The sequence below is a fragment of the Thermus neutrinimicus genome (genome assembly GCF_022760955.1).
GTDB lineage: Bacteria > Deinococcota > Deinococci > Deinococcales > Thermaceae > Thermus > Thermus neutrinimicus.
On record NZ_JAKTNU010000001.1, the window covers coordinates 84,686 to 98,930 of the forward strand.

Genomic DNA, 14,245 nt, shown 5'->3' on the forward strand with positions numbered 1-14,245 from the left:
ATGGAATTCCTCAGGGATTTGCTTCAAAGGATTTCCGAGAAGGCCCGTTTGGCCACCAGCGAGGTGGAGAAGCGTTTGCAGGAAATAAAGGAGAGGTTGGACCAGGACGGGGACGGCACGCCTGACCTGGTGGAAAAGGCCTTTCAGGAGGCTAGGGAGGCCCTCGAGGAGGCCAAGGCCCGCCTGGCAGAACTGGACCAGGATGGGGACGGGATTCCCGACAAGCTGAAAGGGCTTGCCGAAAAAGCCGCCCAGGCCGCCGAAACCGCCAAGGCCAAGGCGGAGGAAGCCGCCCGGCTCCTTAAGGAACGCCTGGGCAAGGGGGATTCCCAAGCCTAGAAAGGGATCAACCCAGGGCCACGTCCAGGGCCATCATGAGGGCAAAGCCCGTCATCACCCCGAAGGTGGAGATATCCCCGTGGCCCTCCGCCTGGCTTTCCGGGATAACCTCCTCCACGATCACGAAAACCATGGCCCCCGCCGCCAGGGCCATGAGGTAGGGCAATAGGGCAAACATGTGGGCCACCAAAAGCGCCCCCAAGAGGGCGCCAACGGGTTCCACGATGGCGGAAAGCTGCCCGTAAAACCAGGCCTTTCCCGCCCCGATTCCCGCCCGCCTCAAGGGCCAGGCCACCGCCAGGCCCTCGGGTAGGTTTTGCAGGCCGATGCCCACCGCCAAGGCCATGGCCCCGCCCAGGGTGGCCGCCCCCGTGGGGTCCAGCCCCGCGGCCCCAAAGGCCACCCCCACCGCTAGGCCCTCGGGAAAGTTGTGGAGGGTGATGGCCAGGATCAGCAAGGTGGTGCGCCGCCACAGGGTGCGAATCCCCTCCTCCTGCGCCCCTGGCCCCAGGTGCACATGGGGAAGGAAGCGGTCCAGGAGGCGCAACAAAGCCCCACCCAGAAGGAAGCCCACCACCGCAGGCACCCAGGGAACCATCCCCTGAGCCTCAGCCATCTCCATGCCTGGAAGGAGAAGGGAAAAGACGCTGGCCGCCAGCATCACCCCAGCGGCGAAGCCCAGCATCCCATCCAGAAGCTTGCGGCTGGGCTCCTGCGCCAGGAACACGCTGGCGGCCCCCACCGCGGTGAGCCCCCAGGTGAAGAGCCCTCCCAAGAGGGCGTAGAGGTAAATCGGAGCTTCCATGACCTGCATTTTAGGTATACCTAAAACCCGGGTCAAGCCTTGGTTGGGGTATCCTGAAGTAAGGTATGCTGGATAAGCTTGCGCGCCTAGAAGAGGAATACCGGGAGCTGGAAGCGCTCCTTGCCGACCCGGAGGTCCTTAAGAACCAGAAGCGCTACCAGGCCCTCTCCCGGCGGTATGCGGAGATGGGGGAGGTGATCGCCCTCATCCGGGAGTACCAGAAGGTGCTGGAGCACCTGGAGGGGGTGGAGGGCCTCCTCGAGGATCCCGAGCTAAAGGAGGAGGCCAAGGCGGAAAAGGAAGCCCTTCTCGTCCGCAAGGCGGAACTGGAACGGGAGCTGGAGCGCCACCTTTTGCCCAAAGACCCCATGGACGAGCGGGACGCCATCGTGGAGATCCGCGCCGGCACCGGGGGCGAGGAGGCCGCCCTTTTTGCCCGGGACCTTTTGCAGATGTACCTGCGCTTCGCCGAGGAGATGGGGTTTGAAACGGAGGTCCTGGACTCCCATCCCACGGATCTGGGAGGCTTCTCCAAGGTGGTCTTCGAGGTGCGGGGGCCCGGGGCCTACGGTACCTTCAAGTACGAAAGCGGGGTCCACCGGGTGCAGCGGGTACCGGCCACGGAAACCCAGGGGCGGATCCACACCTCCACGGCCACGGTGGCCGTCTTGCCCAAGGCGGAGGAGTCCGATTTCCAGCTCAACATGGAGGAGATCCGCATCGACGTGATGCGGGCCTCGGGGCCCGGGGGCCAGGGGGTGAACACCACGGACAGCGCCGTGCGGGTGGTCCACCTGCCCACGGGGATCATGGTCACCTGCCAGGACTCCCGCAGCCAGATCAAGAACCGGGAAAAGGCCCTCATGATCCTGCGAAGCCGCCTCCTGGAGATGAAGCGGGCCGAGGAGGCGGAGAGGCTCCGAAAGACCCGCCTGGCCCAGATCGGCACCGGGGAGCGTTCGGAGAAGATCCGCACCTACAACTTTCCCCAGTCCCGGGTCACGGACCACCGTATCGGCTTCACCACCCATGACCTCGAGGGCGTTCTCTCGGGGCACCTCCAGCCCCTCCTGGAGGCCCTCAAACGGGCCGACCAGGAACGGCAGCTGGAGGCCTTGACGGAAGCGTGATGCGCCGCGAGATCCTGGTGGTGGCGGCCATCCTGTTGGACCGCCAGGGCCGGGTCCTTCTGGTGGGGAACGATTGGGGCAGGCGGGGCCAGGTGCGCTACACCCTCCCCGGCGGCACCGTGGAACCCGGGGAAACCGTCCTGGAAGCCCTGGTGCGGGAGGTGCGGGAGGAGACCGGCCTAAAGGTGAAGGCCATTGAACACCTGGCCTACGCCATCCAGGTGGAGGACCGCCGCAAGAACGAGCGCACCCTGGCCATGGCCTTCCGAGCCAGCTACGAGGGGCTTTTGAACCCCAGGGATCCCGACGGCCACATCGTGGAAGCCCGCTTCTTCGCCCCGGAGGAGGTGGCGGTCAAACTTGCCGGCCACCGCCCCCTTCTGGAACCCCTGCTGGACTACCTTGGGGGGGAGCGGGGCCGGTTTTACGCCTACACCGGCTGGAGCCAGCCGGGAACGCGGGTATAACCCAGGATCAAGGGCCCAGTTTCCGCTTTAGGTAGGCGGCGAGCTCCTCTATGGCCCTTCTCAGGGCCCGCTGCTCCTCCACTAGGGCCTCGAGGGGGTCCTTGGCCTCCTGTGCGGAAAGGGTCTTGAAGAGGAGGGTGGGGTTACCGCACCGGGGGCAAACGAGGCCGGCGGGGCGGACCGAGGGAGCGTAGAAGATGCGGGTGCGGCACCGGGGGCATAAGAGGTACTTCACCCCCGAGGCCTCCCCTTTGCGCACCGCCTCTTCCAGCTCCAAGGCCTCCTCCCGGGGGAAGCCTAAGAAGAAATCCTCCCCCACCTGAACCGAGCCGGGATCCTCCCGGGTGGGCTTCAGCTCCCCCTGTCCCCCCTCGGGGGTCTCCCAGGTAAACCCGTTCCAGCGGAAGTGGCGGAGGTGCTTTCTCCCTTCCCGATCCTCAATCTCCACGATGAGCTGAAGGACGGGATCCTTGGGATAGTAGTACAGGCGCACCGCTTGCACCCCGGAAAGGCTCTTGCTGCGAGGCAGGGTGTAGGCCAAGGGACCCTCCCCCTTGGCGGGGTATCCCACCAGGCGTTCCAGGTCGTAGAGGGTGAGGCCGGGGCGTTCCATATCCCCGAAGAGGAGGCCTTCCACATACCGGAAGGCTTCCTCCAGATCAGAGCCTTGCCCCTTACCCAGGCCGGGGTCCATAGGACCAGTTTATACAAAAGGAGGGCAGGGGCAAACCCGGCCGCCACAGGGGTGGCCCCCCCATTGCCAGGAGCCACCGCCAAGGGCGCTTCATAATGGAGGCATGGCCTTGCTCTTCACCCCCTTGGAACTCGGCGGCCTCCGGCTGAAAAACCGCCTGGCCATGTCCCCCATGTGCCAGTACTCCGCCACCCAGGAAGGACACGTGACGGACTGGCATCTCCTCCACTACCCCACCAGAGCCCTTGGGGGCGTGGGGCTCATCCTGGTGGAGGCCACCGCCGTGGAGCCTTTGGGCCGCATCAGCCCCCATGACCTCGGCATCTGGTCGGAGGACCACCTTCCAGGCCTGAAGGAGCTGGCCCGGAGGATCCGGAAAGCGGGAGCGGTGCCGGGGATCCAGCTGGCCCACGCCGGGCGCAAGGCGGGGACCGCCAGGCCCTGGGAAGGGGGTAAGCCCCTGGGCTGGCGGGTGGTGGGGCCAAGCCCCATCCCTTTTGACCAGGGCTACCCAGTACCCGAACCCCTGGACGAGGCGGGAATGGAACGCATCCTCCAGGCCTTCGTGGAAGGAGCCAGGCGGGCCCTTCGGGCGGGCTTTCAGGTGATCGAGCTCCACATGGCCCACGGCTACCTCCTTTCCTCCTTCCTCTCCCCCCTTTCCAACCAGCGCACGGACGCCTATGGAGGTACCCTGGAAAACCGCATGCGCTTTCCCCTTAGGGTGGCCCAAGCAGTGCGGGAGGTGGTGCCAAGGGAACTTCCCCTTTTCGTGCGGGTATCCGCCACGGACTGGGGGGAGGGAGGATGGGGCCTCGAGGACACCTTAGCCTTCGCCCGGGGGCTTAAGGAGCTAGGGATAGACCTCCTGGACTGCTCCTCGGGCGGGGTGGTACCCAGGGTACGGATCCCCTTGGCCCCGGGCTTCCAGGTTCCCTTCGCCGACGCCGTGCGCAAGGGGGTGGGCCTGAGGACGGGGGCTGTGGGCCTCATCACCACCCCCGAGCAGGCGGAAACCCTTCTGCAAGCGGGAAGCGCCGATCTGGTGCTCTTGGGCCGGATCCTCCTCAGGGACCCCTACTTCCCCCTAAGGGCCGCCAAGGCCCTGGGGGTGGCCCCGGAGGTGCCGCCCCAGTACCAAAGGGGGTTTTAGGAAAGGCCCAGGGGAGAAGGGGCGGGATGCGCAAAGAGCCAGCGCATCTCCCGCCTCAGGGTCTCGGCCAAGCGGGGGCCCTGCTGGGGTAGGGCCTGCCCCTCCGCCAGGGTGTAGACCAAAGCCTCTGCGGGCACAGGAAGCTCCTGCAAGGGAGGGCGTCGGGATAGCGGGTAGGAATATAGAGCCCATCCAGATAGCGGGCCTTTTCCACCAGATCTTGGGGCACCTCCAAAGGGAGCTCCTTGAGAAGCCGGGCCACCACGTGCCCCCACGCCTCCTGGCCCAAGTGGAGGTGAAGGGCTTTCACCGCCTTCTGTGCGGCCTGTTGTGCGGCGAGGCAAGCCCATTCGTGCCGCCCAGCATTCCGGGCTACCCAGGCCATCTCCAGGTCCTTTTCCGCCTGGGAAAACCCGTCCTTGGCCCGGTTCACCCCTTCAGTTTACCGGTAGACTCTTCCCCATGAAGGCCGTACGGGTACACCAGACAGGCGGGCCAGAGGTTTTGACCCTCGAGGACCTGCCCACCCCCGAGCCGGGGCCGGGAGAGGTTTTGGTGAAGCTTTTGGCCATCGGGGTCAACTACATCGACACCTACAAGCGCAAGGGCCTTTACCCCATGCCCCTTCCCTTTACCTTAGGGGAGGAAGGAGCCGGGGTGGTGGAGAAGGTGGGGGAAGGCGTGGTAGGGGTGCGCCCTGGGGACCGGGTGGCCTTCGCCAACGTCCAGGGGGCCTACGCCCAGTACCAGGCGGTGCCCGCGGAGAGGCTCGTACCCGTGCCCCAGGGGCTTGATCCCAAGCTGGCGGCGGCAAGCCTCCTCCAGGGCATGACCGCCCACTACCTCCTGAAGAGCACCTACCCCGTCCGCCCCGGGGACCAGGTGCTGGTGCATGCGGGAGCCGGGGGGGTGGGGCTCCTTCTCATCCAGTGGGCCAAGCGGCTGGGGGCCACGGTTTACGCCACCGCCAGCACCGAGGAGAAGCGGGCCCTTTGCCTTCAGGCCGGGGCGGACTACGCCCTGCCCTACGAGGGCTTTGCCCAGGCGGTGAAGGCCCTCTCGGGAGGTGGGGTGGACGTGGTCTATGACGGGGTGGGGCAGAGCACCTTTGAGGGGAGCCTCGAGGCCCTAAGGCCCCGGGGCTTCATGGTCCTCTTCGGCCAGTCCTCAGGGCCCGTGCCCCCCTTTGACCCCCAGGTCCTGAACCGGAAGGGAAGCCTCTTCCTCACCCGCCCCACCCTCCACCATTACACCGCCACCCGCAAAGAGCTCCTCCTTCGGGCGGGGGAGGTCTTCGAGGCCGTCCGCGAGGGGTGGCTCAAGGTGCGCATCGGGGCGGAGTTCCCCTTGGAAAAGGCCAAGGAGGCCCATGAGGCCCTAGAGGGGCGGAAGACCTCGGGCAAGGTGCTCCTCATCCCCTAGGTATCGGGCCTGCCAGGACCTAAGCCCCCTTTCCGGAAGGTAGGCTCCCCGCACGGTGCAGGCCAAGGCGGAAAGGGCAATGGCCCCTTCCAGGAGGGCCTCGAGGTCCCCCCGGGATAGGCGGGAGAGGTTTTCTTTCCCATAACCCCCCTTGAGCAGCAGGGCAAGAAGCCCCGCGGTGAAGCTATCCCCCGCCCCCACGGTGTCCTTCACCCTCACCGCCTTCCCGGGGAGGCGCACCGCCTCCTCCCCAAGGAAGGCCACCGCCCCTTCCCGGCCCAGGGTGAGGACCTTTAGGGGCACCTCCAGGGCCTTCACCGCCCCCACGGGGTCCTCAGGGAAAAGAAGCTTGGCATCTTCCAGGGAAAGCTTTAGGAGGTCTGCCCGGGCCAGCCAGGCCTCTATTCGCCGCCTCTCCTCCGGGTTTGGAGCCTGCCGGAGGTTGGGATCGTAGGATACCAAGGCCCCCTCCTCCTCCGCCTCCCGCAAAAGGAGGTTTAAGCCTTCCTCCACGCGATCCTCGAGGGCAAGGAGGGAGCCATAGTGGAACACCTTAGCCCCCCGGAGGCTATCGGGTCCTGGGCGGTAGGGCCAGTGGAAGGGGCGGTGGAAGCTATACTCCCCGTTTCCCTCCGCATCCAGCCGCACCAGGGCCAAGGGCATGGGGGCCGGATGGCGAGACAGCCTGAGCTCGAGGCCCCGCCTCTTCATCTCCTCCTCGCTCCAGGCGGAAACCCAGTCCTCCCCCACCTCGGAAAGGAAGCGCACGGGAAACCCCAGCCGGGCCAGGGTGGTGGCGGTGTTCAGGGCCGAGCCCCCCAGGACCCCCCTGAGGCGCAAGGGGTGTGGGCTTTCCTCAATGAGGTCCACCAGGACCTCTCCCAAAAGGGCCAGCATGGCCCCATTATGCCTGTCACCCCCTTTACATTCCCCCAGGGTTTGCGTGGTATAATCCCCCCGAACCTGGGCAGCGGTCTGTGGTCTTCCCGGCAATGGGCGCTCTCCCTTTGGCCCAAGAGGAGGTGAAGGATGCTCGGTGGATATGCCCATAGGCTCGCCCGTATCAACCTCTCAACAGGCCAGGTGGAGTATTTCGCCCCCGACCCCAAGGACCTGGAGATGTACGTGGGGGGCCGGGGCCTGGGGGTCAAGTACGTGTTTGAAAATGGACCCAAGGTGGACCCCCTGGGCCCCGAAAACCTCCTTTGCATCATGAATGGCCCCCTTTCCGGCACCCGGGCCAAGATGTCGGGCCGCCTGGCGGTGGTCACCAAAAGCCCCCTCACGGGCACGGTCACGGACAGCCACATGGGGGGCTGGACCGCGGCTAAGCTGAAATGGGCGGGGTTTGACGGGCTCCTCATCAAGGGGGCCGCGGAGAAACCCGTTTACCTGTTGGTGAAGGACGGGGAGGTCTCCATCCACGACGCCTCGGACCTCTGGGGCAAGACCACCCACGAGACCCACCGCATCCTGAAGGAGCGCCACGGGGAGGATGCCGACGTGATGGCCATCGGCCCCGCCGGGGAGAACCTGGTGCGCTTCGCCAACTGGATCAACAACGACGAGCGGGCCGCGGGCCGGGGGGGCACCGGGGCGGTGGCGGGGAGCAAGAAGCTCAAGGCCATCGTGGTGGTGGGCAAGCAGGAGAAGATGCCCCAGCCCAAGGACCCCGAGCTCTGGCGGGAGGCGGACCAGCAGGCCTCGGCCACCATCAACGATCCCAAGAACGTGACCGCCCCCAAGAAGGGAGGGCTTTCCCTCTATGGCACTAACGTGCTCATGAACATCACCAACGTGATGGGGGCCCTCCCCACCTTCAATGGTCTACACACCTGCATTGAAGGGGTGGAGACCATCTCCGGGGAGTACATCCGCGAGCACCGCCTCATCAAGGACAACACCTGCCACGCCTGCCCCGTGGCCTGCAAGAAGATGGTGGAGGTCCACATCGACGGCAAGGCCATCCGCTTTGAATCCTACGAGTACGAGTCCGCCTGGGCCTTGGGGGCGCACCCCGGCCACACCGACACCGACTGGACGGGGTACGCCATCTACCTCTGCAACGCCTACGGCATGGACACCATCGAGACGGGCAACGCCATTGCCGTCCTTATGGAGGCCACGGAGAAGGGCTACTACCAGGGGCCTGACGGCCTTCGCTTTGGTGACAAGGAGGGGGAGGTTCGCCTCATTGAGGCCATCGCCTACCGCCAGGGCGTGGGGAACGACCTGGCGGAGGGGCCAGCCCGCTTTGCCAAGGCCATCGGCCACCCCGAGCTTTCCCTCGAGGTCAAGGGGCAGTCCATCCCCGCCTATGACCCCCGGGGCCTCAAGGGCATGGGCATCGCCTACGCCACCTCCAACCGGGGGGCTTGCCACCTTCGGGCCTACACCCCCGCCTCGGAGATCCTGGGCGTGCCCTACAAGACCGACCCCCTGGCCTGGGAGGGGAAGGGCAAGCTCACCAAGCTCCTCCAGGACCTGTCCGCCTTCACCGACTCCTTGGACCTTTGCAAGTTCAGCCAGTTCGCCGAGGGCCTCGAGGAGTACGCCAAGCAGCTTTCCGCCTACTGGGGCCGGCCCGTGACCCCCGAGGAGATCCTCCTCATCGGGGAGCGCATCTACAACCTGGAACGCTACTACAATAACCTGGTGGGCTTTGGGGAGGGCTCCGACTACCTGCCCGAGCGCTTCCTCAAGGAACCCTCCGACTGCGCGGGGTCCAAGGGCCAGGTCACGGAGCTGGACCTGATGCTTAAGGAATACTACCAGGAGCGGGGTTGGGATAACGGGGTGGTGCCCCCGAACAAGCTCCAGGCCCTGGGCATCCTGTCCGCCGCCGCGGACGACTAGGGAGCACCCCCAGGGGACCCGGGCCCCCCCCGGGTCTCCCTTACACTTCTCCTATATGCCTAAGGTGAACCTGTACGCCACCTTCCGGGACCTGGTGGGCAAGGGCCAGGTCCAGGTGGAGGGAAGGACGGTGGGGGAGGTTTTGGAAGCCCTGATCCAGGCCCATCCCGCCCTAAGGGAGGAGCTCTTTGAGGGCCAGGACCTGGCCGAACGGGTCTCGGTTTTCCTGGAGGGCCGGGACGTGCGTTACCTGAACGGGCTTGCCACCCCCCTGACGGAGGAGGCCACCTTGGACCTTTTCCCTCCGGTGGCGGGCGGAACCTTTGCCCAGCGCTTTGGGGCCTTGCCCCCCTGGCTTTTGGAGAGGTATCTCCTGGAGTGGGGTGGAACAAAGCTGAAAGAAGGGGCCTATGCCCTCCCTGGGGCCACTGTGCGCTTCCAAGAGGAGACCCCCCTTCGGGTGGGAAGCCTTTCCATCAGCCAGCTTTGGGTGGAGGTGGAGGGCGAGGAAGCCGAGGCTTGGTTCCAAAGGATCCAGCTGGCGGCATCCCGGGGAGGCGGTTAAGGAAGCAACCGCCCCTCCAAGAAGGCCCGGCTCCTCGAGTCCTTTGGGCTTTGGAAAAACTGACCCACGGGGGCCTCCTCCACCATCTGGCCCTGGAAGAGGAAGACCACCCTATGGGCCAGCCTGCGCACCTGGAAGAGGTCGTGGGTGGCCAGAACCACCCCCCGGCCTCCCCTGGTCACCTCCTGGAGCAAGGCCTCCACCTTAAGGGTGTTGGCGGGGTCCAGGCTAGCGGTAGGCTCGTCCAACAGCAGGGTTGCGGGCTCCACCAGAAGCGTCCTGGCCAGGGCTAGGCGTACCGCCTCCCCCCCGGAGAGGAGGTGGGCGGGTTGCCGGGCCTTGCCCTCCAAACCCACCCGCTCCAGGAGCCTGGCGGCCCGGGCCAGGGCCTGGCGCCGGGGAACCCCCCGGAGCAACAGGCCAAAGGCAGCGTTTTCCAGAACGCTACGCCGCAGAAGGGGCGGGGTCTGGGGCAGATAAGCGCGGAACCCCCCTTCTACCCAGCCCTCCTCGGGGGACAGGAGGCCGGCGAGAAGGCGAAGGAGGGTGGTCTTACCACTTCCTGAGGGCCCCAAGACCGCCAGGACCTCCCCCGGGTGTACCTCGAGGTGGGGAACCTCGAGGCGAAAATCCCCGTAGCAGTAGACCAAGCCTTCGGCCTGCAAAACCGGGCTCATTCCCGCTCCAGGATAACTAGAAGGGCGGTGACCAAAAGGGCCACCCCAAGAAGGACCATGCCCAAGGCCAAAGCGCTTTCCAGCTCCCCCTTTCGGGTTTCCACCACGATGGCCGTGGTGAGAACCCGTGTGTGGTGGCGGATATCCCCACCTACCAAGGTGGCCGCCCCCACCTCGCTGATGGCTCCGCCAAAACCCGCGGCCAAGGCGGCGACCAGGGTGCGGCGGCTTTCCCAAAACAGGGTGGGAAGCACCTGGCCCTCCTGGCCCCCCAGGCTCCTCACCAAAAGCCGCACCTCCTCCACCCTTCCCCTGGCCCCCGAAAGCACGAAGGCGGCGATGAGGGGAAAGGCCAAGACGGCCTCCGCCAACACCATGGCATAGGGGGTGTAGAGGAGGCCCAAGGATCCCAAAGGCCCCGAGCGGGAAAGGAGGAGATAAAAGAAAAGACCCACCACCACGGAGGGGAGGGCTAGGCCGGCGTAGAGGAGAATCCGCCCGAAAATCCCCCCGCTCCCAATCGAGGCCAGCCAAAGCCCTAAGGGCACCGCGGGAAGAGCCGCCACCAAGGTGGCAAACCCCGCTACCCAGAGGCTGCGCAAGGAGATTTCTACAAGCTCAGCGGCCTCCACCCCTGGGGATGATACACCGCCCCCTCAAGGGCATAAAGAGCGGGATCCCCTCCACCCGCAAACCCTCCACCAACCGGGCTGCCTCCTCCCTGGCCAGGAAGCGGCGGAGGGCTTCCGCCTCCTCGGCCTTCGCCCCCCGGGGCACCAGGTAGTAGGTGTACTGGTTTAGCAGAAGGGGGTCTTCCCGCCGATAAAGGGCCTCCAGGCCCCGTTTGCGGCCCACGGTGAGGTAGGTGGCCAGGTCGGAGAGGGTATAGGCCCCCTTCTCCGCCGCCAGAACCAGGGTCTGGCCCATGCCCGCCCCCGACTCCAGGTAAAAGCCCCCTTGGGGGGTGAGGCCTGCCTTCCGCCAGAGCTCCAGCTCCTTCAAGTGGGTGCCCGAGCGATCCCCCCGGGACACGAAGGGCGCCCGGGCCCGAGCGATCCGCCGCAAGGCCTCCCGCACATCCCCTGCCTCCCGGACCCGGGCAGGATCCCTTTTGGGCCCCACCAGGAGGAAGCTATTCTGGGCCAGGCAGAGGGGCTGGGCGATGAGGCCGCGCTTCAAGGCTTCCCCCTCGAGGTCCGGGGCATGGACCAAGACGGCATCCACATCCTTGCGCTCGGCCAGCCGCAAGGCCTGCCCAGTGCCCACAGCCAGGACCTCCACTCGAACCCCCATGGCCCCCTCAAAGGCCGGCAAAAGCCGGTCCAAAAGCCCCGAGTCGTACACGCTGGTGGTGGTGGCCAGCCTAAGCCCCAGGGCCGGAAGGGAAGCCAGGGCAAGTAGCAAAGGACCCAGGGCGAAGCGCATGGCCCCAGTTTAGCCTTAAGGCGTGGAAGCCTTGGGGGAGGCCTGGCATCTTTTCCAAGAGGGCCGCTTCTTTGAAGCCCACGAGGTCCTGGAGGAGGCCTGGCGGGAGGCGCAAGGGGAGAAGCGGCGCTTTTTGCAGGGGCTCATCCTCCTGGCGGCGGCCTTGCACCAGGCCCAGGCCGGGCGGGGAGGCCGGAGGAACCTAAAAAAGGCGGAAGGGAAACTCCTGGGCTTCCCCTCCCCTTACCTCGGCCTAGACTGGCAACCCCTTCTGGAGGAAGCCCGGCGTAGACTTGGGACGTGAACGCTTGGGTCTACGTCTACCGCGGCCAAGAGGTGGAAAATCGGCACCGGGTTTCCCTGGCCATCCATGGGCAGGAAGGCCTCGTGGCCTATGCGGGAAACCCCGGGTTATGGGCCTACATGCGCTCCTCCGCCAAGCCCTTCCAGGTCCTGGCCCTCTTCCTCACGGGGGCGGTGGAGCGGTTTGGCCTCACCCAGGAAGAGGTGGCCCTGGCCACCGCCAGCCACGACGGCACCCCCCGCCATGTGGCGGTGGCTTCTGGCTTCTTGGCCAAGTTGGGCCTTGGCCCCGAGGCCCTGGTCTGCGGGGTCCACCCTCCCTTTTCCAAGGAGGCCCGGAAGGCGCTGGAGGAAGCCGGGCAAAGCCCTACCCCCCTCCACCACAACTGCTCGGGAAAGCATGCGGGCATGCTGGCCGCGAGCCTGGCCCTGGGGGCTAGCCTCGAGGGCTACGAGAACCCCGACCACCCGGTCCAGGTCCTGAACCGGAAGACCCTGCGGGAGCTTTCCGGGGTGGAACCCCGCCTGGCCACGGACGGGTGTAGCGTCCCCACCTTTTCCCTGCCCCTCTCCCGGGCTGCCCGGGCCTTTTTCCTTCTGGCGGCCCCGGAACGGGCCCTCGAGGCCTACCGGGAACCCCTTCACCGGGTGCAGCAAACCATGCGCCGCCACCCCGAGCTGGTGGCCGGACCCGGGAGCATAGACACCCTCCTGATGGAGCGCCTGCCGGTGGTGGCCAAACGGGGAGCCGATGGCTACTACGGCCTGGCCCTTCTGGAAAGCCCCCGCGGGCCCCTGGGCATCGCCTTGAAGGTGGAGGACGGCTCGGCCCAGGCCCGGGAGGTGGCGGTGGTGGCCCTCCTCCGGCTTCTGGGCTGGGATCCGGGGCCCACCCCCTGGGACCAGCCCGAACGCAGGAACTACCGGGGGCTACCGGTGGGCCATCTGCAGGCCCACCTGGAACTCGCCTGGGTCTAGACCCTCCTCTCGCCTCAGCCAGCCCGCAGGCCCAGGATCAAGCCCCCCACGAAGCTGGCCCCAAAGGGCAGGTTGTAGGTGAGGGTGGCGAGGAGCCTCTCCCACAGGCTCTGCAAACCCGGCTGCTTCAGGAGAGGCTCCACATCCCTTTGGATGCGGGTCCAGTCCACCTGGATGTAGCCCGCCTGGGCCAAAAGTTGCACGGCGATGAAAAGAAGGCCTAGGGCGATGGCCAGAAACCTTCCCACCTTCTTCAGGGCGTAGCCCACCGCATACCCTGCCAGGCCGCCGAAGGTCACCTGTCCCAGGTAAGGGCTTAGGTCGGGTAGCTCCACGCCCTTCACCCTAGCGGAACATGGGGGACGGAAGCAACTACTTAAGGCCCAAAAGCTCCGCTTCCCCCTTCATGGCCTCGAGGACGAAGGCCATGTGCTCATCCAGGGAAAGGCCCAGGTCCGAAGCTCCCATCCGGATCTCCTCCCGGTTCACCCCTTTGGCGAAGGCCTTGTCCTTAAACTTTTTCTTCAGGCTCTGAAGCTCCAGGCCCAGGATGGAACGGCCCGGGCGCACATAGACCGCGGCGGTGATCAAACCCGTAAGCTCGTCCACCGCGAAGAGGGCCTTGGCCATCGGGGTCCTTCGGGGTACCCCCGTGTAGGAGGCGTGGCCCAGGATGGCCTCCAAAACCTCCTCCGGGTAGCCCAAGCGCCTCAGCTCCTCCACCCCCCGATACGGGTGCTCATCGGGGTACTTCTCGTAGTCCATATCGTGCAGGACCCCGGCCATGGCCCAAAGCTCCTCGTCCTCCCCAAAGCGGCGGGCATAGGCCCGCATGGCCACCTCCACCGCCCGCATGTGCCGCCTTAAGGACTCGCTTTCCGTCCAAGCTTCCATGAGGGCTAAGGCTTCCGCAAAGCTCGGCATGCCCTAAAGTATAGCCATGCGCCTAGGCTACGGGGAGGACAGCCATCGCCTTATAGAGGGGAAACCCCTCTATCTTTGCGGCCTCTTGATTCCAAGCCCCCACGGGGCCCTGGCCCACTCGGATGGGGACGCTGCCCTGCACGCCCTCACCGACGCCTTACTCTCTGCCTTTGGCCTTGGGGACATCGGCCTCCTCTTCCCCGACACCGACCCCAAGTGGCGGGGAGCCCGCAGCGAGGTCTTTCTAAAGGAGGCTCTTCGCCTTGTGGAGGAAAGGGGGGGAAAGCTGATCCAGGTAAGCCTGGCCATCATCCTGGACCAGCCCAAGCTCTTCCCCCACCGGCAGGACCTTCAGGAAAACCTCTCCCGGCTCCTGGGCCTGCCCCTGGACCGGATCGGCCTCACCTTCAAGACCTCGGAGGGCCTGGCGCCAGGGCACGTGCAGGCTCGAGCCCTGGCGCTTTTGGACGGTTGAGGCCCTGGTCTGGCCCGGCACCCTCCCCCAAC

General features: G+C 66.2%; 19 protein-coding genes. 10 read left to right on the forward strand and 9 right to left on the reverse strand.

Features of this window, described 5'->3' with window-relative positions:
- A complete protein-coding gene (locus L0C59_RS00425; protein ID WP_243089187.1) occupies positions 1–339 on the forward strand; it encodes a CREC-EF hand family protein in 339 nt (112 codons plus the stop codon).
- Positions 340–346: 7 nt separating this feature from the next.
- Here the strand turns inward: L0C59_RS00425 and L0C59_RS00430 are convergent, their stop codons facing one another.
- On the reverse strand, positions 347–1,144 hold the full coding sequence (locus L0C59_RS00430; protein WP_279232391.1) for a ZIP family metal transporter: 798 nt from the start codon (positions 1,142–1,144) through the stop codon (positions 347–349).
- Positions 1,145–1,209: 65 nt separating this feature from the next.
- Here L0C59_RS00430 and prfA point away from each other — a divergent pair, with 65 nt between their 5' ends.
- Complete coding sequence (gene prfA, locus L0C59_RS00435; protein ID WP_243089189.1) at positions 1,210–2,274, forward strand: peptide chain release factor 1; 1,065 nt, start codon at positions 1,210–1,212, stop codon at positions 2,272–2,274.
- Positions 2,274–2,741: an NUDIX hydrolase gene (locus L0C59_RS00440; RefSeq protein WP_243089190.1), complete on the forward strand. Its 468-nt coding sequence runs from the start codon at positions 2,274–2,276 to the stop codon at positions 2,739–2,741. The genes prfA and L0C59_RS00440 overlap by 1 nt, the downstream gene beginning before the upstream one ends.
- Before the next feature lie 7 nt (positions 2,742–2,748).
- Here L0C59_RS00440 and L0C59_RS00445 read toward each other — a convergent pair whose 3' ends face one another.
- Positions 2,749–3,435: a hypothetical protein gene (locus L0C59_RS00445; RefSeq protein ID WP_243089191.1), complete on the reverse strand. Its 687-nt coding sequence runs from the start codon at positions 3,433–3,435 to the stop codon at positions 2,749–2,751.
- Between the two features lie 103 nt (positions 3,436–3,538).
- Here L0C59_RS00445 and L0C59_RS00450 point away from each other — a divergent pair, with 103 nt between their 5' ends.
- Entirely contained in the window at positions 3,539–4,588 is a 1,050-nt protein-coding gene (locus L0C59_RS00450; protein WP_243089192.1) for an NADH:flavin oxidoreductase/NADH oxidase, read from the forward strand.
- 55 nt (positions 4,589–4,643) lie between these two features.
- On the opposite strand, the gene L0C59_RS00455 is transcribed toward L0C59_RS00450, so the two are convergent.
- The gene (locus L0C59_RS00455) at positions 4,644–5,021 is read right to left on the reverse strand and encodes a HEPN domain-containing protein (protein ID WP_243089193.1); all 378 of its coding nucleotides are present in this window, start codon (positions 5,019–5,021) and stop codon (positions 4,644–4,646) included.
- 29 nt (positions 5,022–5,050) lie between these two features.
- Here L0C59_RS00455 and L0C59_RS00460 point away from each other — a divergent pair, with 29 nt between their 5' ends.
- Complete coding sequence (locus L0C59_RS00460; protein WP_243089194.1) at positions 5,051–6,010, forward strand: quinone oxidoreductase family protein; 960 nt, start codon at positions 5,051–5,053, stop codon at positions 6,008–6,010.
- Here the strand turns inward: L0C59_RS00460 and L0C59_RS00465 are convergent.
- A complete protein-coding gene (locus L0C59_RS00465; protein ID WP_243089195.1) occupies positions 5,966–6,907 on the reverse strand; it encodes a carbohydrate kinase family protein in 942 nt (313 codons plus the stop codon). The genes L0C59_RS00460 and L0C59_RS00465 overlap by 45 nt on opposite strands.
- 132 nt (positions 6,908–7,039) lie before the next feature.
- Between L0C59_RS00465 and L0C59_RS00470 the strand changes: the two genes are divergently transcribed.
- Both L0C59_RS00470 and L0C59_RS00475 read left to right on the forward strand, forming a co-directional pair.
- Positions 7,040–8,866 carry an aldehyde ferredoxin oxidoreductase family protein gene (locus L0C59_RS00470; RefSeq protein WP_243089196.1) on the forward strand — a complete coding sequence of 609 codons (1,827 nt, stop codon included), beginning with the start codon at positions 7,040–7,042 and terminating at the stop codon, positions 8,864–8,866.
- A gap of 55 nt (positions 8,867–8,921) precedes the next feature.
- Complete coding sequence (locus tag L0C59_RS00475; protein ID WP_243089197.1) at positions 8,922–9,431, forward strand: ubiquitin-like small modifier protein 1; 510 nt, start codon at positions 8,922–8,924, stop codon at positions 9,429–9,431.
- Here L0C59_RS00475 and L0C59_RS00480 read toward each other — a convergent pair.
- Genes L0C59_RS00480 through L0C59_RS00490 form a run of 3 tightly spaced genes read right to left on the reverse strand, consistent with a single transcriptional unit; the run spans position 9,428 to position 11,533 of the window.
- Positions 9,428–10,108: an ATP-binding cassette domain-containing protein gene (locus L0C59_RS00480; RefSeq protein ID WP_243089198.1), complete on the reverse strand. Its 681-nt coding sequence runs from the start codon at positions 10,106–10,108 to the stop codon at positions 9,428–9,430. The two genes, L0C59_RS00475 and L0C59_RS00480, sit on opposite strands and share 4 nt — an antisense overlap.
- The gene (locus tag L0C59_RS00485) at positions 10,105–10,740 is read right to left on the reverse strand and encodes an ABC transporter permease (RefSeq protein WP_243089199.1); all 636 of its coding nucleotides are present in this window, start codon (positions 10,738–10,740) and stop codon (positions 10,105–10,107) included. Before L0C59_RS00485 ends, L0C59_RS00480 begins: the two co-directional genes overlap by 4 nt.
- Positions 10,727–11,533 carry an ABC transporter substrate-binding protein gene (locus L0C59_RS00490; RefSeq protein ID WP_243089200.1) on the reverse strand — a complete coding sequence of 269 codons (807 nt, stop codon included), beginning with the start codon at positions 11,531–11,533 and terminating at the stop codon, positions 10,727–10,729. Before L0C59_RS00490 ends, L0C59_RS00485 begins: the two co-directional genes overlap by 14 nt.
- Before the next feature lie 22 nt (positions 11,534–11,555).
- Here L0C59_RS00490 and L0C59_RS00495 point away from each other — a divergent pair, with 22 nt between their 5' ends.
- Entirely contained in the window at positions 11,556–11,837 is a 282-nt protein-coding gene (locus L0C59_RS00495; protein WP_243089201.1) for a DUF309 domain-containing protein, read from the forward strand.
- On the forward strand, positions 11,834–12,814 hold the full coding sequence (locus L0C59_RS00500) for an asparaginase (protein WP_243089202.1): 981 nt from the start codon (positions 11,834–11,836) through the stop codon (positions 12,812–12,814). The genes L0C59_RS00495 and L0C59_RS00500 overlap by 4 nt, the downstream gene beginning before the upstream one ends.
- 14 nt (positions 12,815–12,828) lie before the next feature.
- Here the strand turns inward: L0C59_RS00500 and L0C59_RS00505 are convergent, their stop codons facing one another.
- Positions 12,829–13,149 carry an FUN14 domain-containing protein gene (locus L0C59_RS00505; RefSeq protein ID WP_243089203.1) on the reverse strand — a complete coding sequence of 107 codons (321 nt, stop codon included), beginning with the start codon at positions 13,147–13,149 and terminating at the stop codon, positions 12,829–12,831.
- A 37-nt stretch (positions 13,150–13,186) separates the two neighbouring features.
- Complete coding sequence (locus tag L0C59_RS00510; RefSeq protein WP_243089204.1) at positions 13,187–13,738, reverse strand: HD domain-containing protein; 552 nt, start codon at positions 13,736–13,738, stop codon at positions 13,187–13,189.
- Positions 13,739–13,754: 16 nt separating this feature from the next.
- Between L0C59_RS00510 and ispF the strand changes: the two genes are divergently transcribed.
- Positions 13,755–14,213 carry a 2-C-methyl-D-erythritol 2,4-cyclodiphosphate synthase gene (gene ispF, locus L0C59_RS00515; protein WP_243089205.1) on the forward strand — a complete coding sequence of 153 codons (459 nt, stop codon included), beginning with the start codon at positions 13,755–13,757 and terminating at the stop codon, positions 14,211–14,213.
- Positions 14,214–14,245 lie beyond the last annotated feature (32 nt).